Annotated in this window: 20 protein-coding genes and 1 pseudogene; 11 read left to right on the forward strand and 10 right to left on the reverse strand. The window is 51.6% G+C overall.

Features of this window, described 5'->3' with window-relative positions; genetic code table 11:
- Nucleotides 1–46: 46 nt before the first annotated feature.
- Nucleotides 47–676, reverse strand: coding sequence for an outer membrane protein (locus tag DB847_RS22925; RefSeq protein WP_159084810.1), 630 nt, complete (start codon nt 674–676; stop codon nt 47–49).
- Between the two features lie 365 nt (nt 677–1,041).
- Here DB847_RS22925 and DB847_RS22930 point away from each other — a divergent pair, with 365 nt between their 5' ends.
- Nucleotides 1,042–1,626: a type 1 glutamine amidotransferase gene (locus DB847_RS22930; RefSeq protein ID WP_108652748.1), complete on the forward strand. Its 585-nt coding sequence runs from the start codon at nt 1,042–1,044 to the stop codon at nt 1,624–1,626.
- Between the two features lie 86 nt (nt 1,627–1,712).
- Here the strand turns inward: DB847_RS22930 and DB847_RS22935 are convergent, their stop codons facing one another.
- A complete protein-coding gene (locus DB847_RS22935) occupies nt 1,713–1,949 on the reverse strand; it encodes a hypothetical protein (protein ID WP_159084811.1) in 237 nt (78 codons plus the stop codon).
- A gap of 410 nt (nt 1,950–2,359) precedes the next feature.
- On the opposite strand from DB847_RS22935, the gene DB847_RS22940 reads away from it, so the two are divergent.
- A complete protein-coding gene (locus DB847_RS22940) occupies nt 2,360–2,968 on the forward strand; it encodes an outer membrane beta-barrel protein (protein WP_108652750.1) in 609 nt (202 codons plus the stop codon).
- A gap of 429 nt (nt 2,969–3,397) precedes the next feature.
- Nucleotides 3,398–4,000, forward strand: a complete 603-nt coding sequence (locus DB847_RS22945; RefSeq protein WP_108652751.1) for an outer membrane beta-barrel protein — start codon at nt 3,398–3,400, stop codon at nt 3,998–4,000.
- A gap of 106 nt (nt 4,001–4,106) precedes the next feature.
- On the opposite strand, the gene DB847_RS22950 is transcribed toward DB847_RS22945, so the two are convergent.
- Entirely contained in the window at nt 4,107–4,649 is a 543-nt protein-coding gene (locus DB847_RS22950; protein ID WP_108652752.1) for a GNAT family N-acetyltransferase, read from the reverse strand.
- Between the two features lie 263 nt (nt 4,650–4,912).
- Between DB847_RS22950 and hutI the strand changes: the two genes are divergently transcribed.
- The 4 genes and pseudogenes from hutI to hutH all read left to right on the forward strand — a co-directional run bounded on the left by hutI (nt 4,913) and on the right by hutH (nt 10,225).
- Entirely contained in the window at nt 4,913–6,091 is a 1,179-nt protein-coding gene (gene hutI, locus DB847_RS22955) for an imidazolonepropionase (RefSeq protein WP_199911893.1), read from the forward strand.
- Nucleotides 6,084–7,031, forward strand: a complete 948-nt coding sequence (gene hutG, locus DB847_RS22960) for a formimidoylglutamase (protein ID WP_108652753.1) — start codon at nt 6,084–6,086, stop codon at nt 7,029–7,031. The genes hutI and hutG overlap by 8 nt, the downstream gene beginning before the upstream one ends.
- Entirely contained in the window at nt 7,012–8,691 is a 1,680-nt protein-coding gene (hutU, locus tag DB847_RS22965) for a urocanate hydratase (protein WP_199911669.1), read from the forward strand. The genes hutG and hutU overlap by 20 nt, the downstream gene beginning before the upstream one ends.
- 2 nt (nt 8,692–8,693) lie before the next feature.
- A pseudogene (hutH, locus tag DB847_RS22970) lies at nt 8,694–10,225 on the forward strand (histidine ammonia-lyase).
- 68 nt (nt 10,226–10,293) lie between these two features.
- Here hutH and DB847_RS22975 read toward each other — a convergent pair.
- From DB847_RS22975 to DB847_RS22985, 3 genes are all read right to left on the reverse strand, one after another.
- Nucleotides 10,294–10,707, reverse strand: coding sequence for a hypothetical protein (locus tag DB847_RS22975; protein ID WP_159084812.1), 414 nt, complete (start codon nt 10,705–10,707; stop codon nt 10,294–10,296).
- Between the two features lie 131 nt (nt 10,708–10,838).
- A complete protein-coding gene (locus tag DB847_RS22980) occupies nt 10,839–11,084 on the reverse strand; it encodes a YciI family protein (RefSeq protein ID WP_234418463.1) in 246 nt (81 codons plus the stop codon).
- A gap of 406 nt (nt 11,085–11,490) precedes the next feature.
- Entirely contained in the window at nt 11,491–12,390 is a 900-nt protein-coding gene (locus DB847_RS22985) for a LysR substrate-binding domain-containing protein (RefSeq protein WP_108652757.1), read from the reverse strand.
- 440 nt (nt 12,391–12,830) lie between these two features.
- Between DB847_RS22985 and rpoH the strand changes: the two genes are divergently transcribed.
- Together rpoH and DB847_RS22995 are read left to right on the forward strand one after the other, a co-directional pair.
- Entirely contained in the window at nt 12,831–13,685 is an 855-nt protein-coding gene (rpoH, locus tag DB847_RS22990) for an RNA polymerase sigma factor RpoH (RefSeq protein WP_108652758.1), read from the forward strand.
- Nucleotides 13,686–13,766: 81 nt separating this feature from the next.
- On the forward strand, nt 13,767–14,432 hold the full coding sequence (locus DB847_RS22995) for a carbonic anhydrase (RefSeq protein ID WP_108652759.1): 666 nt from the start codon (nt 13,767–13,769) through the stop codon (nt 14,430–14,432).
- A gap of 31 nt (nt 14,433–14,463) precedes the next feature.
- Here the strand turns inward: DB847_RS22995 and DB847_RS23000 are convergent, their stop codons facing one another.
- The 3 genes from DB847_RS23000 to DB847_RS23010 all read right to left on the reverse strand — a co-directional run bounded on the left by DB847_RS23000 (nt 14,464) and on the right by DB847_RS23010 (nt 18,307).
- Nucleotides 14,464–15,342 carry a DUF1848 domain-containing protein gene (locus DB847_RS23000; protein ID WP_159084813.1) on the reverse strand — a complete coding sequence of 293 codons (879 nt, stop codon included), beginning with the start codon at nt 15,340–15,342 and terminating at the stop codon, nt 14,464–14,466.
- Complete coding sequence (locus DB847_RS23005) at nt 15,332–16,360, reverse strand: DUF3369 domain-containing protein (protein WP_108652761.1); 1,029 nt, start codon at nt 16,358–16,360, stop codon at nt 15,332–15,334. The genes DB847_RS23000 and DB847_RS23005 overlap by 11 nt, the downstream gene beginning before the upstream one ends.
- Before the next feature lie 99 nt (nt 16,361–16,459).
- Entirely contained in the window at nt 16,460–18,307 is a 1,848-nt protein-coding gene (locus DB847_RS23010; RefSeq protein ID WP_407644471.1) for a monovalent cation:proton antiporter-2 (CPA2) family protein, read from the reverse strand.
- A 398-nt stretch (nt 18,308–18,705) separates the two neighbouring features.
- Here DB847_RS23010 and DB847_RS23015 point away from each other — a divergent pair, with 398 nt between their 5' ends.
- The gene (locus DB847_RS23015) at nt 18,706–18,984 is read left to right on the forward strand and encodes a hypothetical protein (protein WP_108652763.1); all 279 of its coding nucleotides are present in this window, start codon (nt 18,706–18,708) and stop codon (nt 18,982–18,984) included.
- Between the two features lie 360 nt (nt 18,985–19,344).
- Entirely contained in the window at nt 19,345–19,551 is a 207-nt protein-coding gene (locus tag DB847_RS23020) for a cold-shock protein (protein WP_108652764.1), read from the forward strand.
- Between the two features lie 49 nt (nt 19,552–19,600).
- Here the strand turns inward: DB847_RS23020 and DB847_RS23025 are convergent, their stop codons facing one another.
- A complete protein-coding gene (locus DB847_RS23025; RefSeq protein WP_108653075.1) occupies nt 19,601–20,305 on the reverse strand; it encodes a DNA alkylation repair protein in 705 nt (234 codons plus the stop codon).
- Between the last annotated feature and the right edge of the window lie 135 nt (nt 20,306–20,440).

Below are 20,440 nucleotides of genomic sequence, written 5' to 3' on the forward strand. Positions count from 1 at the left end.
AGCCAGCTCCCCGGCCTGATTCCGGGGAGCGAACAGGTTCCCGAGCTCAAAAACGGTAAGCGACTCCCAGGGTGAGCATCTGAACCGAGGCTACCTTATCGTAGTCACTCAAATTTGTTATATTGCCCTTAAACTGGGGAGCCTTATGACCAAACACCTGGCTAAACTGCAGGTTAGCGCTCCAGTTAGAGGTGAAGTCATAGCCTACCCCAAGAGCAACCTTGGGCAGAATCTTATGCTGGGTATCATCAATCACATTAAAGCCATCCGCATTAGCATTAAGCTTCTGGGTTACATAGGCTGCACCGGCCTTACCAAAGATATTCCAGCCACTGCTGAAACTGTATTTACCTACTCCCAATAGATCAAAATAGTTCCCCTTATATTGGGCATTAAGAGGGATACTATCGTAGTTATATGTGTTATCTGCATAGGTGTAATACCCCATCTCAGCGCCATACTGAAAAGGCGTATCCCCCGCCAGGATCCCGATATTAATCCCTCCGGCAACCCCACCAATACTATCTGAGCTCTGATTAAGTCCATCTATGGGCTTGTCATTAGTCTGCATTCCTCCCCAACCAAGATTGACACCTACGTAGGGGGTTAACTGTGCCATTGCACTACCACAAGCTAAGGCACTGGCAACTGCTGCAACAACTACTAATTTTTTCATCATCACTGTCCTATCTGTTACTGCGTAAAAGACCGATGTTGGCTCTTTAACATCCAACACCTGGATTTATCTGAAATATCAAAGAGATTTAATACCGAAAAAAACCTATATTTATCTCCCCCGAGCAAAGGGGGTCAGTCCACTCAAAATAATGGATAAGATAAAGAATGATTACTCGCTTTATCCCAGTCGAAACATCTATTTTTAGTAGAATCCTGTAGGTATGAGAGCAGCTAAAACGATCGCACATCTCCCCTCCTGGGATATGGGTATATTCCCCAAAGCCTTGGAGCGATATTGAGTAGCCCGGCGGGAAAAAGCAGGGTATAAAGATCCCACGCTAACCGAAAATCCAGGAGCAGAGGATGCTTGCTGTTTGCCTCATCGATTGTGATAGCTCTAAAACCCCGCAGATCCGCACTATCCTTGAGCGACAAGGCAACAAGGTCGAAACCATAAGGCTCAGGGATGCCAACTCAACCAGCTTTGAGCGCTTTTCTGCCTGCATCATCTCAGGTGGCCCACATCTGGTGACCGACCCTCAGCAAGGATCGCTTTTGTACTCTCAGTTCTCCTTCATCGACCCCCTTAAAGTACCAACTCTTGGGATCTGCCTGGGACACCAGGCGATCGCACTGCGCTGCGGGGCACAGGCGTATCGTGGAGCTGAGCGCCGCGAAGCTGAAATCATAAAGCTATGCGACTCTCATCCCCTGTTTAATGGGATACCCGAGAACTTTTCAGCAACAGCTGATCACTGTGAGGGGGTAACTCTGCCCGAAGGTTTCAGAAAACTTGCCAGCTCTCGCTTCTACGAGGTGGAGGCAATGGCATGTGAGAAGAGACCCCTGGTGAGTGTGCAGTTCCATCCCGAGGTCTCCGGAGAGCTTGGTGAGCATATCCTGCAGAATTTTTGTAACTTCGCCAAAGCTTCGCAACCAATGACATAATTGTCCGGCTACGGCCAGAGGGGGTTACCTGCCGGCACCGGCATATACAGTGCAACAGTAAAAAAGCGATCCGCAGAATAAAAAGATTAACCACACAGCAGCTCGTGATGGACGGTTTTAGGTCTATGATTCCCGGCTAAATCCAGATAACGTCTTAGCTCCCCCTCATACACCACCCCATCTCGAAGACCGTTGACGATAAAACGGATCAGTTGCGCCTGGTGATTTGCTCGCTGAGCACCATAGATGTATGGAGATGCCCCGGCTGCATCAAGTTCATCGGCAAGCTCCAGCAGTGCATTGAGCTGTTGTTGGATATCCATATCCCTCTCCTGGTTAAGAGGCAAAGCCTCCTGCTTTGCCATTAATTATCAGTAACAACTATCTGTGACCAAAAAAGCTACACCTTCCATCTCAAACTCTCAACAACCAGAGCATTTTTGCCCGAAAAATGTTCAATAAGTAACAGTAAAGGGAGTTTACGACAGTAAAAACCTCAAAAAATTCAAAATAAATTGCTCAATAAATAGCCCCCACAGATTGCTCTAACCTCCTGTATATAAATAATTTTCTGCAAGTGTCTGCTTTTGGCGACATGATTGGCAAAGATCAATGCGACAGCTACAGGCTTAGGCTCTGCCTATTCTCGTCCCCAAGCTGCTCTCGGGCAGACAAAACGATAACAGCAAGATAAACACTGACTATTAACCAATTTTTAAGGCTGGTACAGATTATGAAAAAATTGCTTATTGCTTCTATGGTGGCAGCAACGGTCGCAGCATCAGGTGCCGCATTTGCTCAGGACACTAGTAACTCAGGTGCTCAGGATACCAATACATCAGGCTCTTCAATTAAGCCGATGGGCCCCTATGTCAAGGGTGAGTTGGGTTGGGCAGATCAAGACTCAAGTGGGGATAACATGCTCAGTGGCAGAACCAACAGTGATTTAGGTGGCCGAGTCGCAGCAGGTTATAACTTCGACCTGAACCCAAAAGTCTCTGTCGCGCCGGAAATTGGTTACGGCTACTATGGTAAAGGCTCGAAAGATGGCACAGATGCAAAATATCATGCTCTGGATCTTAGCGGCGTAGGCACCTACCACCTGAATGAAAAAATCGATCTCTTCGGCAAGGCAGGCATGGCCTATAAGAGTGTAGACTTCGAGCATGGCAGCTGGACGGAGACAAGTGATGACTACAATGGCTGGACACCTCTGGTGGGAGTGGGTGCCGGCTATAATCTAACTCCACAGCTTCAGGCTCAGGTGACCTATACCCATATGTTTGAGCATCAGAGCTATGCGCTGGATAGTGTGATGGCGGGCCTGAAATATAACTTCTAAGCCCAGTTAAGATTTCCCAGCCCCATGCAATATACCTCTCGTTTGCTTGGGGCTTTTTAGTCCTATCATATTAATACACTCCTCACTTGGTGTGTTGTCATTTCTATATCCATTTAATAACTCTATTACACTATCGGCCATTTGCTCAAATCGCTTAATTAATTACTGACTTGTTCTCATAGTCACACCAATAAACAATCAAAACTCACAAACAAAAAGAATAATAAATAAGATTACTTATCAAAAAGCATAAATTGAAACATTGTGCTGAGTAAAACATATATTAATCTTCCTGCTGCTGAGGCGTTTTCTTCAGAGAGCACCTTGATAGGATGCCTTCAAATCATTATTGCCACAGCAAAATAATTACATTAACTCATTTACCATCATAAACATGATGATGGTGCATTATTGAAAATAGGTTTTATTATGAAAAAAATATTAATTGCTTCGGTTATTGCGGCTATGGCAGCCTCCTCAGGTGCAGCGTTTGCACAGAACTCTACGGCATCAAATAGCTCGTTCACTCCCGTTGGCCCCTATGTTAAAGGCGAAATGGGGTGGGTTAATCAAGATATAACCGGCAATGCGCCAAATTACTCTAAAGAACACCTTGGAGGAAGGATTGCGGCGGGTTACACCTTTGATATTAACCGGCAGTTCTCAGTCGCTCCAGAAATTGGCTACGGCTACTATGGTAAAGAATCATTTTCAGGCATGACTCCGTATGGGCACGTATCAGGAGATGCAAAGTTCCATGCCTTTGATATGAGTGGCGTCGGAACCTACCATGTTAACGAGAAAATTGATCTGTTCGGTAAAGCTGGCTTTGCCTACAAGACAATTGATGTTTCAGTTAATGATATTAAAGTGAGCTCAGATGATAATGATGGCTGGACCCCTCTGATGGGAGTAGGCGCTGGCTATAACCTGACCCCACAGCTACAGGCACAAGTCACCTATACCCATATGTTTGAACACCAGGACTATGCACTGGATAGCGTGATGGCGGGCCTTAAGTACACATTTTAAAAATGCCCTATGATTTCCCAGCCCCATGCAACCTCAGATTTGAATGGGGCTTTTTATGCTACGGAATCTCAGCTAACAGGCTGAGCTATTTTGGAGTGTTCCCGAGCTACTGCTGCCACTCAGAACGAAGCAGAGAGTAAACCTGGTGATCCACATACTCACCATTGAGTTTTTCATGGCTGCGCAGGGTACCATCATAGTGAAAGCCCAGGCGCTGGGGGATCACCTGGCTCTTGTGATTACCGGAAGCACAGCGGATCTCCAGCTTATTGAGCCCGAGTGTGTCAAAAGCATAGGCCAGCACGGTCGCCACCGAGCGGGTCATGATCCCCTGTCCCTCGAATCCCTCTGCCAGCCAGTAGCCAACCTCGGCGCGACAGTGTTGTAAGTCGATTAGGTTGATCCCAACCAGCCCGGCAACCTTCTCATCAGACAGGATGATAAACTGAGCCCCCTTGCCGGCGCGCTCCTGCTCAAGGCTTAACTCGATGAAACCCTCGGTATCCTTAAGCTCTGTCGACTGATCGACCCAGGGAAGCCACTGCCGCAAGTGCTGGCGATCGTTATCGACCAAAGCATAGACTTCCTGCGCATGTCCGGTTTGTAGTGGCTCCAACCTCAACTGCGGATCAATCACCAAACTCACCATCTTGTCCTCCCCTGGATCACTGTAGGCCCTCTAGTTTAAGGGCAAGCCTGACTAAAGTCCTGTAAAAAATAGTTAACAGCGATCTGCTGCACAAAACCAAACTTCTTCACTGTTTTCCCATCCCTGAGCCCTGCTCCGGTCTAGATTTTAATCAAACAGTTAAGTTATAACAGAAATGCAACAGCCGTTTGGCAAGGAGCCACGCCGTGCAAGAGCTGATTAATCGCAGTGATACCATCTGGATCAACGCCTCTATAGCCACAATGGAGCCAGCCCCTATCCCCTATGGGCTGATGGAGGATTGCGCCATCGGCATTTATCAGGGAAAGATCAATGCCATTTTGCCAATGAGCGAGTTTGAGGCAACCCGCTACACAGGAAAACTCTGTGATGCCGAAGGCCGGCTCATCACCCCGGGTCTCATCGACTGCCACACTCACCTGGTCTTCGCTGGCTCCCGGGCAACTGAGTTTGAGCAGCGCCTGCAGGGCCTTTCCTATACTCAGATCATCGAACAGGGAGGAGGGATCCACAGCACGGTTCGGGCCACCCGCCAAGCCAGTGAACAGGAGCTCTACGAGCTGGCACTTCCCCGGCTACAGCACCTGATGAACCAGGGGGTGACGACACTTGAGATAAAATCCGGTTATGGCCTGACCGAGCCCGACGAGCTCAAGATGCTACGGGTTGCCCGTAGGCTGGCTGAAGAAAATCCGATTCGGATCTCCACCAGCCTGCTGGCGGCTCATGTGGTGCCGCTGGAATACAGCTCCCAACCTCAGCACTATGTGGATTGGATCTGTGATGAGCTGATCCCGGTGGTTGCCGAGATGGAGCTTGCCGATTCGCTGGATCTGTTTTGTGAAAGCATCGCTTTTGATGCCGAGCAGACCCGCCAGCTCTTTGCGGCGGCACAGATCGAAGGGCTGGCACTTAAGGGACATATGGAGCAGCTCTCCAACCTTGGAGGAAGCCGCATCGCCGCAGAGTTTCAGGCACTATCTGTGGATCATCTCGAGTTTCTCAGCGAACAGGATATCTCGGCTCTCGCTGCAAGCGGAACCGTGGCGACCCTGCTGCCGATCGCCAGCTACTTCCTGCAACAGCAACAAAAACCTCCGGTAGAGGCGCTGCGCCGCGCCAAAATCCCGATCGCGGTCGCCAGTGACTTCAACCCGGGTACCGCGCCCATTTTATCGCTGCGGATGGCAATGAATATAGGGTGCATTAACTATGGATTGACCCCTGAGGAGGCATTGACCGGGGTCACCTACAACGCAGCCAAGGCCCTGGGGCTGGAGCACCTGACCGGAAGCCTGTCTCCCAATCTGGCGGCGGATCTGGTGATCTGGGAGTGTGAACACCCGGCAGAGCTCAGCTATCAGATTGGCCCGGATCTGGTCTATAAACGGATCTTCGGGGGAGTTGAGAGCCATGACTGACAATTTTGTGTGGCAGGGACGAATCGATCAAGCCGATGGCCCCAAGGCTTTGCGCTGGCATCAGCGGATCACGCCCTGGACTGCCGATGCCCCACCGGGCTTTACCCTGCTAGGTTTTTGCTGTGATGAGGGGGTAAGGCGCAACCAGGGCCGACCAGGGGCCGCCGGGGGACCGAATGCTCTGCGCCAGGTGCTCGCATCTCAGCCCTGGCACCAGGAGCCTCCCATCTATGATGCCGGAAACATTGAGTGTCACGATGGCGATCTGGCCCTGGCACAACAGCAGTTGGGTGAGCGAGTTTCACTTTTGCTTAAGCAACAGCATCGCCCCCTGGTCATAGGTGGAGGCCACGAGGTCGCTTTGGGTAGCTGGCTTGGGCTTAGCCAGGCGCTGGCAGGACAGCAGATCGGGATCATCAACTTCGATGCACATTTCGACCTGCGCTCCGATGCCGAAGGTGCCAGCTCAGGAACTCCCTTCTATCAAATCGCCCAACACTGCCAACAAAGACAGCGCCCCTTTCACTACCTGTGCCTTGGGATCTCACAAAGCTCTAATACCCAGGCCCTATTTCTTCGTGCTGCCCAGTTGGGAGCTCACTATGTACTGGATGAAGCGATCGACTGGGACTCTCTTAATCAACTTCAAGCTGAAATTATCCATTTTATCGACTCTGTCGATAGCCTCTATCTCAGCATAGATCTTGATGTATTCCCCGCTGCCATCGCTCCGGGCGTCAGTGCCCCCGCTTGCCGTGGCGTCGAGCTGGCCCTGATTGAGAAACTACTGTCTCCTATCCTTTCAAGCCCTAAGCTGTGCCTTAGCGAAATAGCAGAGCTTAATCCTCTTTATGATCCGCAACAGCAAACGACTCGTCTTGCGGCTCGCCTTATCCACCTAATCACCCGCTCGCCAGGAATTGTCCATGAAACCATCTGATCGAAACGACCCTGACCGCATCATCCAAGCCCCGACAGGCCAACAGATCTCAGCCAAAAGCTGGTTAACCGAGGCTCCTCTGAGAATGTTGATGAATAACTTGGATCCCCAGGTTGCAGAAAATCCATCGGAGCTGGTGGTCTATGGTGGCATAGGACGTGCCGCCCGTAATTGGCCCTGTTTCGACAAGATTATTGAAACCCTCAGGACCCTGGAGGAGGATGAAACACTACTGATCCAATCCGGTAAGCCGGTCGGTGTATTCAAGACCCATCCAGACTCCCCCAGGGTACTGATAGCCAACTCCAACCTGGTCCCCCACTGGGCCAACTGGGAACATTTCAACGAGCTGGATCGTAAAGGGTTGATGATGTACGGGCAGATGACGGCCGGCTCCTGGATCTATATCGGCTCACAGGGCATAGTTCAGGGCACCTGTGAAACCTTTAATGCGGTCGCCAGGCAGCACTTTAACTCGGACGCCAGTGGCCGCTGGATCCTCACCGCCGGATTAGGAGGTATGGGTGGAGCACAGCCCCTGGCTGCGGTGATGGCTGGTTTCTCCATGCTGGCAATTGAGTGCGATGAAAGCCGTATCGATAAGCGATTACAGACAGGCTACCTGGATCACAAGTGCCTGAAGCTTGAGGATGCCCTTGAGCTCATCGAAAACGCCTGCCGCCAGCGCCAGGCGATCTCGGTCGGTCTGTTGGGGAATGCCGCCGAGATCCTCCCCCTTCTGGTGGAACGTCAGATCATTCCCGATGCCCTGACCGATCAGACCAGCGCCCATGATCCACTCAATGGCTACCTGCCAGCCGGCTGGTCCCTTGAAAAGGCAAAAGAGCTCAGGCAAGCCGATCCTGAGCAGGTTCTTGAGAAGGCAACGCATTCGATCGCCATCCATGTCAAAGCGATGCTCGCCATGCAAAAACTTGGGGCAAGAACCTTTGATTACGGCAACAATATCCGGCAGGTTGCCTATGATTCAGGTATTTTGAATGCCTTTGATTTTCCCGGATTCGTTCCCGCCTATATTCGCCCCCTGTTCTGTGAAGGGATAGGCCCGTTTCGCTGGGTCGCCCTTTCCGGAAGCGCCGAGGATATCTATCGTACCGATGCCAAGGTGAAGGAGCTGATCCCGGAGGATAAGCACCTGCATCAATGGTTAGATATGGCCCGTGAGCGCATCCAGTTTCAGGGGCTTCCGGCACGGATCTGCTGGCTTGGCCTCAAAAATAGAGCCAGGATCGCCCTGGCTTTCAATCAAATGGTTGCCAGCGGCGAGCTCAAGGCTCCAATCGTGATCGGGCGGGATCACCTGGATTCAGGCTCAGTCGCCAGCCCCAATCGCGAAACCGAAGGGATGCTTGATGGCTCGGATGCGGTCTCGGACTGGGCCATGCTTAACGCCCTGCTCAGCACGGCTGGTGGCGCAACCTGGGTCTCACTGCATCATGGAGGCGGCGTCGGCATGGGCTTTTCCCAACATGCCGGGGTCGTGATTGTCGCCGATGGCAGCGAACAGGCCGCCCGCAGAATCGAGCGCGTACTGTGGAATGACCCGGCCAGCGGGGTGATGCGCCACGCCGATGCCGGCTACCCAATTGCCATCGATTGTGCCAAAAGGCATGGGCTTAAGCTTCCGATGCAGGAGTGATAATGCCAACATTGACGATAAGACCAGGTAAACTCACCCTCGGCGAACTCAGGGCCATCTATCAAGAGCCACAGCAGATCTCAGTCGCTAGCGAAGCGCAGCAGCAGATCAGAGCTTCAGCCGAGCTTATCTCCCGGCAGCTCAAAAAAAATAAACCCGTCTACGGCATCAATACCGGATTTGGACTGTTGGCGAATACCCGCATCGATACAGAGCATCAGCACCAGCTGCAGCACAACCTGATACTCTCACACGCCTGTGGCATAGGAACTCCTATTCGCGAACCGATCGTCCGCCTCATTATGGTTTTGAAGATCAACTCCCTGGCCCGGGGCTTTTCCGGAGTGCGCCCGGTACTGATCGAGCGGCTGATCCAGCTGGTGAACCATGAGATCTATCCACGGATCCCGGAAAAAGGCTCGGTGGGTGCCAGCGGCGACCTGGCCCCCTTGCCTATCTGGCGCTATTACTGCTGGGCCAGGGGGAGGCAACTTACCAGGACAAACAGATTAGCGGTGCCGAGGTCCTTACCCTGCTTAAGCTAGACCCTCTTGAGCTGGAACCCAAAGAGGGACTCGCTCTGCTCAACGGTACCCAGGTCAGCACAGCCCTGGCGTTGGCTGGCTTATTTGAGTGTGAAGATCTCTTTGCTGATGCCATGGTAACAGGAGCCATGAGCCTGGAGGCCCTTCAGGGAAACTACACCCCCTTCGATCCCCGCATCCATGAGGTTCGGGGACAGTCGGGACAGTCCGACGCTGCCCGCTGTTTTCGGGAGCTGCTTGCGGGCCCAAGTTTAATAAATCAGGCTCATCACAATAGCTTTCGGGTGCAGGATCCCTATTCATTGCGCTGCCAGCCCCAGGTAATGGGAGCCTGTCTGGATCAGATCCGCCATGCTGCCACTATTTTTGAGTGCGAGGCCAATGCAGTCTCCGATAACCCCCTGGTTTTCAGTGATCAGCAGGAGATCCTCTCCGGGGGCAACTTCCATGCAGAGCCGGTGGCGATGGCTGCAGATAATCTGGCACTGGCGATCGCCGAAATCGGGGCTTTGGCAGAGCGACGGGTCGCCCTGCTGGTCGATCCCAACCTATCGTCACTTCCCGCCTTTTTGGTTAAACAGGGAGGAGTGAATTCGGGATTCATGGTAGCTCAGATCACCTGTGCCGCCCTTGCCTGTGAAAACAAGGGACTGTCTCACCCAGCCAGTGTCGATAGTCTCCCGACCTCAGCCAATCAGGAAGATCATGTCTCGATGGCCACCTTTGCAGCCCGCAGGTTAAACGAGATGCTGGAAAACAGCCTCGCCATCATCGCCATCGAGTACCTGGCAGCGGCCCAGGGGCTGGATCTCCGTCTGCCCCTGACCGGAGCCCCCAAGGTGGAAGGTGCCAGGCAACGGCTCAGAGAGCGGGTTCCAGGCTATGAGAAGGATCGCTTATTTGATTTGGATATCAAGGAGGCGCTGGCCCTGTTAAAGGAGCAGTGTCTTGTAAAGATTATCTCACCCGGAGTGCTTCCCTCCCGTTAAGCGACCAAAAGAAGCGCAGATAAAAGATCAAAAAAGGGATGGCTCTGCCATCCCTGTGCGCTGTGATATCAGATAAGTAGATATAAGATCCAGATCAAACTCAGGAGGAAGGTGCAGGTCACAACGACGACTGCCCATACCGACCAGAGGCGCTGCACCCGATTAAAGTGCTCCAGGTCCTCCCATTTGCGGTTGCGCCAGGCCCACTCCCGCCCCTTGAATCCGAGAATGATCATAAAAATAATACCAACGTAGGGAACCAGGGAGAGCAAGCCGATCCAGGTTTGATTGCCGATTGCCCACACCCAGTTGAGCAAAAAAGCTCCCCATGACCATCCCTTGATCTGCCGGGGTACCGGATGCCCCCTGCCTCGCCCTGAGTTATTTTCTTCAAGTGAAAACGGTGGTTTTGCGGTTTTAATGCCGCTACTCATAACATTTCCCCTGTAGTACCAAGTCAGCAATTCCAGGGAAGGAATCACCCGACACTCTCCATCGTTTCAGACAGTGCCATTCGACAATCTATCAATTCACCCAGGTTTAATGAAGTATTTTGTCGCAAACCACTCTCCAGGACTCCCTTTGCGATCGGCTGTGGCTCTATGAAAGATCTCTAAGATGACGGTTCCAGAAGTGCCTCAAACCCCTCTGCGACCTTACCTGGCACAAACTCCTCAACCCTGTATTCGGCCACCCCGGCAACGGCGAAAGGGTCCCGGGCCAATACCGCATCCAATACACTCCTGCTCTCGGCCCTGGCCAGTATCATCCCGCCACTTCTGGGCACCTTGCGTCCGGATGCAACAAAATAACCTGCCCAGTATTGCTGCTCCAGGTACTCGACATGAGCCTCCAGCAAGTTATCGACCTCGGACAGGGGTTTGATATAGGCTCTGTTGACGTTTCAGATTTGGTTCTGCAGTTGGCAATTTTTTCATCCAGCAAGGCAGAAGATGTGTGGTGTAGTTGTTCTACATGAATATCTGATAACGTAGTTGGGTGGAAAAATGACCTCTGCCCTTCGGGTTGCGCCTGAAAAAGCCCTGCTCATTGTTGCTCATCACTTATTTAGAGCAACTAAACCGCGTAATTCGCGTCGCGAACAGAGCATTTTCAGGGGCAACAGGTTCAAAATTGAAACGTCAACAGAGCCTAGTGCAATGACACGACAAACATAATGCTCCTTTTAAGTTTCAGCGAATTGATGTCAGGGGTATGAAATAGCTATATCTCTATAATGCAGTCTATGGTGTTGTGCCGTGAGCTTAAAAAGCGGCTTGTCTAGCTGACGCCCAGCCTCGGCAATACTCGATAAACTGCCGCAGCTGCATTGAGTGATGCTTACTGTGATGCCACACCATGAAAAACTGCCGGCTGAACTCCTGGTCGAGATGAATATGGCTTAGCCGTCCGGCTTGCAGAGAGCGGCGCGCCGCCAGCTCAGAAATGAAGGTGATCCCAAGTCCCTGCTCAACCGAGCGGATCACCGCCTCGGGACTATTCAAAATGAGGCTTCCCTGTTTCGAACTCAACCTGGCTCCAATAGAAACCTCAAATTGCTCACGACTTGCGGATTCATTCTCACGCAACACCCAGCTCTGACCCGCGAGCTGTTCCACCTCATGGGTTTGGCCGTTCGCCAGAGGATGATCCGGATGGACAACCACCAGCATCTTGTCACTGAGCCAGGGCTCATAGCTCAATTCAGACTCACTGACTCCCCCTTCGATGATCGCCAGGTCCATCTCAAAGTTACACAGATGGTGACACAGCTGGCGGCTATTGGTGATAGACAGATTAGTGACCTCACCACACTCCCGGCCAAAATCGGCTAACAGAGCTGGCATCAGGTAGTTTCCTATGGTCTGGCTGAAACCCAGCCTGAGATCAAAATGATGGAGTGCCTGAGGCTGGAATAACCCTTCAATATCGCCGGCCCGGACCAGCAGCTCCTCGGCGTGGGGTTGCAGCCTTCGCCCATCACTATTGAGTATCAACCTGGGATGCACGCGATCAAACAGCTTGGTATCCAGTTGTTTTTCCAGCTCCTGCAGGGCTAGTGAGACACTGGCCTTACTCAGATGCAGTGATTCGGCCGCGATCCCAAGGTTGCCGCTACGGGCGATAGCACAAAAGGCCCTTAACTGTTTGAGCGTGATCCTCACTTGTTTCGTTTCTCATGACAAAAATACACATATGTTTAATAACACAAAATAACCCATGCCTCACCTTGGGATCTGTACGATTTTCATCGAGCTGTTCAGTTCCCCTTCAAGCTGATCACTTTATCATCAGCCGATGTTCGTCAGCGGTCTAAATTTTTTTCATATTATTCTACGTTTGGGGAACTTATTGGATGTTTATTACTCTAATTCAGCACGAATGCAGCACTCCCTGCTGAGTCAGCTGTTAACTTATTGATTAATAACTCCGCATCTATAGCGTCAACTCACTTTAACAACCCGTCCTGGTTGATCTTCGTAAATTTCTCATTATATTTTGGACAGGACGTTATTGAGATTAATTCTCAATTATAAGGGCTGGGTATTCCCCCCGAACAAAAAGTGTGCTAGACTGCGGCGGCGTTACAACTAAGAGGTAATGAATGGGTACACAATTGCAGCAGCAGATGACACTAGTTCCTCATGGCGGCCTGGATGGTTACATTCAGGGGGTGAACCGTATTCCGGTTCTGAGTGCACCTGAGGAGAAGAGTCTGGCTGAACGCTTGCAAACAGAAGGCGATTTGGAAGCAGCACGCCAGCTTGTTATGTCTCATTTACGTTTCGTCGTTCATATCGCGAAGGGCTACTCTGGTTATGGCCTGCCTCAGGCAGATCTCATCCAGGAGGGCAACATTGGGTTAATGAAGGCGGTTAAGCGCTTCGATCCTAGTGTTGGCGTTCGCCTGGTCTCTTTTGCCGTACACTGGATTAAAGCCGAAATTCATGAATACGTACTGCGTAACTGGCGGATGGTTAAAGTGGCCACCACCAAGGCGCAGCGCAAGCTATTTTTCAATTTAAGAAAAGCCAAGAAGCGTCTGGGCTGGTTTAATCAGGATGAGATCGAGCAGGTTGCATCGGATCTGGGAGTCTCCCCCCATGAGGTGGTCGAGATGGAGTCCCGGATGAGCGCCCACGACCAGGCTTTTGATCTGTCCTCTGACGACGATGAAGGGAACAGCAACTTTGCACCGGCTCTCTACCTGGAAGACAAGTCTTCAGACGTTGCACTCCAGCATGAGCAATCAGACTGGGAGCGTAATGCTTCACAGCAGCTGTCCCGCGCGATGTCAGGCCTGGATGAGCGTAGTCAGCATATCATCAGCTCACGCTGGATCGATGAGCAGAAGGCTACGCTCCAGGAGCTGGCTGACCACTACGGCGTCTCCGCAGAGCGGGTTCGTCAGCTGGAAAAAAATGCCATGAAAAAGCTCAAGCTCGCGATGGCAGCATAACCACTTTTTACTACTCCAATAAACCCGCTGCCCTTGTTCAGCGGGTTTTTTTGTGTCAGTCATGAGAAGAGAGATTGCAAGATGGGAAGTCTTCAAAAACTGCTAAAGCGCAACAAAGTTAAAGCCGCATATAAGGCATGTCGTGATCCTGAATATTTTAGTCGCCATGCCAATGTGCATAAGCCGACCTATCTGTGGATCGGCTGTGTGGATAGCCGGGTCGCAGCAGAGCGGATCATGGATGTTGAGCCGGGAGAGATATTGACGTTTCGCAACATTGCGAACCAGTGCCAGCCCGGAGAGTCCAGTATTGAGTCGGTCATTGAGCTTGCCCTGGAGAAGTTCGGTATCGACCAGATCCTGGTCTGCGGCCACTACGACTGTGGTGGGATCACCCAGGCTGTCTGCGGCCATGGCGACTCCCCCCTCAACAGCTGGGTTGATCCGATCCGCGACCTGCATAGTCAGTTTGCCAAAGAGCTTGATTCTCTGGAAAAAGAGAACAAGATCAACACCATGTCACGTATCAATGTGGCAGCCCAGGTCGCTCACCTAGCATCTCACCCAGTGGTGAAGCAGTGCTGGGAGCAGGGCCGCAAGCTGGAGGTTCACGGTGTGATGTTTGATACTGGTACTGGCGACCTGCTCGATCTGGAGATCTCACAATCGGCCCCCAGTACGCTAGAGGATAGCGCCCTGCTTGAAAAGCTGGCCACTCAAGCCATTGCAGAGCCTGCAAGAGCATAACTGCCGATATGACTCACCTGCTGTCATGCCTCTATGGCAGCAGGCGTACATTAAGGGATTGATGGCGGGTAAAGTTGCGCCGGGCCGTCGCCGGCCAGGGCGTAGCGTAACAGTAGCGGCATCCATGCAGACAGCTATGATAACTCCCAATATCAACACTCTTTACACATCCGCACTCGGGACGCTGCCCGGGATCCTTGCGGACCTTGATAGTACGACCACTCACCTTCTCCAGTAATCTCCCATCGATACAGCATCCGGGTGCAATCCCAACCTCCTCAAGGGGAAGCGTCTCAGCGCAGCTACTGATCCTCAGGCCATGGGATGTTGCAATCGCCTCAAGAGAGGCGGCAAACTCCAGGGCTCTATCCCGGGATTGGTGAAGATCCTCTATCTCCAGATTGAGCTTAGCAAGCTGCTGGCTGACCCTGGGATAGAGATCGACAAAACTCACCATCACCTGCCGGCAATGCTCAGCCAGCCCCTTGGCGATCCGCTCAAATGTTCGAAGATGATAATCCAGCGGGGTCATGGAACTTAGCAGGATGGGATCGTAACGCCAGATCACCCGCTCAGGCCCCAGCAATTCACTCAGGGCGATGAAGTTTTTAAGGGCCTGATCCAGAGGTGGGGTGTGCTTCTCAATCTCTTTGGGGTAGTCGAGAATAGTAACCTGAAAGTAATAGCTATAGCCCTGCCGCTCCATCCAGGGAAGATGGCGCAGCAGGGGACGAGGGTTACGGGTCCAGAAGACGATGCCATCGAGCTCCTCGGGTTTAAGCGAGATGCGCCTGACTTGATGGGCGTTAAAAGGGTTGACGGTTTCAACATAGCCCAGCTCAAGTCTGTTTATTAGCCAGGGCGAGTAAAATGCTGGTATATCGGTACGCCGGCTGGCGCTAACTATCATCCCAGCGTCTACCCAGCTTGATCGGTGTCTCCTGATTCTCCTTGGGAGCAAAGGCATCAAATGCTTTACCCACATGATGACAGAACACATCGATCAGCTCCCGATCCGAGTCGGTTAGCTCCATGTTGGCGATCCCCTTCACATACAGGATGTGCTCAGAGCCTTTCGGTGACTGGAAATAGGCCAGGTAATGATCGCCACGAAACATCAGCTTTTTCTTTTCGCGAACCTCTTCAAGCTCCCTGTTGAACTCATCGGGAAGCTCGGTGTGGGTGTGATTGGTATACTGACTGAACTCACCGATCCCCACCAGAACCTCCTTAGAGAGGTATTCATCATCGAGCTTATCGTTCTCAATTTTGTAATAGAGTGCGTCATTACCCAGGTGCAGCAGGGCGGTTAGCTGCTCAAGTACATGAGTGGCAAACTCACGAATCGCCTGGTTGTGATAGAGCTCATGGGTTGAGCGCAGGATCTTCTCCAGGTTCTTCTTGGTATATTCGATGGCGAGGATATCCCGGTAGCTACGCAGTGCTGTGTGGATGGCGACCCGGAGTTTTTTAGTGGTTAGCTCAGTCTTCTCTTTGTAGTCATTGATATCATAGTTGATTACCGTCTCAAGCTCCGGAGCCTGACCGGGCTGGCCGGTTCTGAGCATGATCCGCACTGTCCTGTTTTTCAGATCCTCACGAACAAACTCGGCGACATCCAATCCCTCGTGATCCGTCTCCATCACCACATCCAGCAGGATCAGGGCGATATCCGGATTATCCCTGATAAGCTCCCGGGCCTCTTTGCCTGAAAATGCATTGACTAACTGGACACCACGCCCGAAAAAAGTCAGCCCTTTGACCACCATAGAGGTCAGGGAGTGAATATCCTCTTCATCATCGACTACGGCTATCTTCCAGGGCTTGGTTCCCTCTGATTCAAGATAGTTATCACTGCTATCATCCTCCAGAGGAAGCATCTCTCCCTCGTCATCATCAAGAAGAATAATATCGCCATCATCATTCATAGCATCAGTCCCTCTGAATCTTCCATATCCCCAAGCCACCCCTGGCCGGCGGGCATGATTTCTCAGACAAAAGCCCGCCTCTTCCAATGAGTATAATTGTTAATCAGACTTCTGTGGAACATCCTCCATTGCAGCCGAAGGTGCTCCCGCGCTGTTTTCAGCCTTCTCCTGCTCCTCCTCATCCTCCTGAAGCAGCTCACGCAACATCTCCCGATACTGGATACTATTGCTGATATAGAGCAACTCATCCTGATAGATGGGAGCTTGCTCCCTGAGAAACTCTTCATCGTGTCGCTTAAACAGGCGTGCGGCTCGCGAGGCTCGGTTTTTACTGAATCCCAGCTCCAGCAAGGCCATGGCTCCAAGGTCAGCGGCGGAGGAGAAGGTTTCACGGATCACCCGGGTTACTCCAAGATTAAGCAGCTGATAAGCATGACCACGATCTTTAGCCCGGACCATAAGTTTGAGGTGGGGGTAGTGTTTTTGTGCGAGCTGCACCAGACGCAGAGAACGTACCGGCTCATCGACCGCAATTACCATCAATTTGGCGTGTTCGGCACCCGCCGCCTGCAGGAGATCAAGGCGGGTCACATCTCCATAGAATACCTTGTATTTGAAGCGGCGCAGCATCTCGATCTGGCAGGCATCCTGTTCAAGAACCGTGGTGCCAACTCCATGGCCATGGAGTAATCGTCCGACCACCTGACCAAAGCGTCCAAATCCGGCAATAATCACGGGATTGTGAAGATTCTCCATGCGATCCGATCCGGTAGATTCAGGCTCAGTCGCAAAGCAAGGCTCAACCAGCCGCTCATAACCAATCAGCAAAATGGGAGTGATCAGCATCGACAAAGCAACCACCACGGTAAAGAGCTCCACCCAATGCCGGGGAAGCACATAGCTGCTCCCGGCAAAGGCGAAGAGTACAAAAGCAAACTCCCCCCCCTGAGCCAGAGATAGGGAAAAACGCCATTTTTGAGCTCCACTCATCCGCAAGACGCGACCGATCACTTGCAGAACCAGGATCTTAATCACCACCAGGGCGGCCACCAGTGAGAGCACAGTGCCCAGACTGCTGTAAAAGAGCTCAAAATTGATGTTGGCACCAACCGAGATAAAGAACAGCCCCAGTAATAACCCTTTGAAAGGCTCGATATCCGCCTCAAGTTCATGACGGTATTCACTCTCGGCCAATACCACCCCGGAGAGAAACGCCCCCAGGGCGGGAGAGAGCCCGATAGCATGCGCCGCCAGGGAGACACCAATTACCAACAGCAGGGCCGCCGCTACAAAAATCTCCCGCATATTTGAGGCAGCAATGAAGCGAAACAGGGGACGGATCAGGTAGTGGCCGGTCAGGAAGATCCCACCGAGTAACAGGGCAATCAAACCGCCCTGCTGCCAACCACTGATGTGGGTATTCACCAAAGGAACATCCGTCTTCGCCATCGCTAGCAGAGGCAGTATCGCCATCATGGGGATGATGGCGATATCCTGGAACAGTAACACCGCAAAACCGGACTCACCGGCCTCGGTCTTCATCCAGCCTTTTTCATTAAAGATCTGCAATACCATGGCGGTCGAGGAGATAGAGAGGATCATGGCGATAGCAAGGCTTTGTTGCCATACAATATCAAACAGGGCAGAGCTTAGAGCAAAGAAGACCAGGGTAGTTAATCCAACCTGCAGACCACCGGCTCCCAGAATCGGCCCCTTAAGCCGCCACAGCAAGCTGGGTTTGAGTTCAAGGCCGATGAGAAACAACATCATCACCACCCCAAATTCAGCAAACTGCATCACCGCCTGAGAGTTATCAACCAACCCTAAAATGAAAGGCCCGATGCAGATCCCTGCGATCAGATAACCCAGAACTGAGCCCAACCCAAGCTTGCGGGCCACCGGAACCGACACAACGGCGCAGGCAAGATAGGTAAAGGCATCACTCATTAACTCAATTTTCACTCACACCTCCAAGGGGCCAGATCCATTCAGGTTTATCATCATCCCCAGTCACGATGAAAAACCTTGTGCCTCACGGTTCACTCCGCGATCAAAGCCCGCAACTAAGAGAGTCCAACGAGATAAAACAACTCTCAGCCATCTCCGGCATTAGAGATGAAACACAACTTTAACATGGGAGAACTCCGACAAGGAGCTTCGACTGCAGCATGCTACTGATTGTTATCACAAATTGAAAACTTGTCTGTGAGAGGCCGAGAAACTATAGCAATAGCTTCAATGCTCCTGGCTTAGAGACTCCGGGCAATGGCTGTCCCACTGGCCTCCTTGACAGCTCATCTGTGCTGACTAGAATGAAAGCTCACTTAACAACCAGGGTTTGCTCCATGGGCCAGGATAAGAAAAAGCGCTTGCTGAGTGGTTATCAGCAATGGTGTCTGTTTTCGGTGTTTATCGGATTTTTCCAACAAATGGGGATCTTGCAGCATCAGGGGTGGCAACAATACCTGCTCTATGCCGTTGGGACAGCCATCTGGTATATGGTGATTGGCGGCGGGATCTGCTGGGTGGTACGTCGCTTTAATGCAAGGCGGGCTTCGGTTCAGATGGCAAGCAAGGCTCAGACGGAACAAAAATCCCAGGCCAGTGAAAAAGCCCAGAGCTAATCAGCTCTTGATACAGATCGGAGCGGCTCAAAAACCACAGGGCCTGTTCCGACCTGAGACTCCCCAAGATTCCTCTCTTACGACAGCGCCTTATCAGCGCCAGGCTATCCATTAAGCGTACCGCTCAGATATGCAGCGTAGCGCGCAAAAACCTAACTCCGACGGTCATTATTTAAACAAAGTTGAGTTCTTTGCTTGTTGGAATCAAATTAGCGTGTATAATTCGATCAGCTTGAAAATTTGGCTATAGTTATGTGCACAACCACGAAGCTTACTAGAAGTACCTCGTCCTGTATCTCATAATGTATACCAAAATTTTAAAGCTGATTTTTAATACATTTGTTAGTACAGGATATAGTAATGTCTACAGTTACCGGTAAAGTTAAGTTTTTCAACGAGTCCAAGGGCTTTGGTTTCATCGAGCAAGAGAACGGCCCAGACGTATTCGTTCACTTCAGCGCTATCCAGGGTTCAGGTTTCAAAACTCTGGCTGAAGGTCAGGAAGTTGAGTTCACCATCACTCAAGGTCAGAAAGGCCCTCAGGCTGAGAACGTAATCGCTAAGTAATAGCCAACAACGTTTTCCTATAAGCCGTGCCTATCCAGGCACGGCTTATTTATTTCCCCTTCAAAAACCTCTGCCTCAAGGCCTTATCCAGCCTCTCAATCGCATAACGCAGCATGACCCTGGGCATCTGCTGATGATGGTCCCCCAGAAACGCCAGCAGACAATCCAGATCCCGCTTACCAATCTCTCTGAGCATCCAGCCCGTAGCCTTGTGAATCAGATCCTGTTTATCCTCAAGCATCAGTTTGGCGATCCTGAGAGTATCGGTGAAGTCATCCCGGCGTATGAAGTAGAAGGTTGCGATAATCGCCATCCGCCGCTCCCATAGAGAGTCGGATTGGGCCAGCTGATACAGAGGCTGACGATCCAAGTTAAACAGCTGAGCCCCCAGGATATGAGGTGCTGAGCTATCAACCAGATCCCAGCTGTTGATCCCCCGGGTGTTCTCAAGATAGAGCTGATAAAGAGATAGCCGTTGCTCCTCACTGCCCCGCTGATATTGATCCACCATCACCAGGAGCGCAAGCAATCGACATTCATGAAAAGAGGACTCCAGTAATAAACAGAGATCCTCAAGGGTGAGCTCCCGATATTGCTTCACCTCACGCCGCAGGACCGGGACCCGGATCCCCAAAAACCTATCTCCCTCACCATACTCCCCCGGGCCTGTTTTAAAAAAACCTAATGCGTGGCTGGCAATCTGTGGATCTGCCAGCTCCTGTAATCTTTGGTGAACCCGCTCAACCCGTCCCATCTTTGTCCCCTCTCCAGAGCTCCCGACATAAGTCCAGACTCTATTGCTGCCGCCTGAATCTGACACCCGATCATTGTAACTCACTGCCATTTAAGCGAGTTCCGGCTCTTATAAATGCCATTCACTCCCGAGTGA

The sequence above is a fragment of the Dongshaea marina genome (assembly GCF_003072645.1).
Taxonomy (GTDB): domain Bacteria; phylum Pseudomonadota; class Gammaproteobacteria; order Enterobacterales; family Aeromonadaceae; genus Dongshaea; species Dongshaea marina.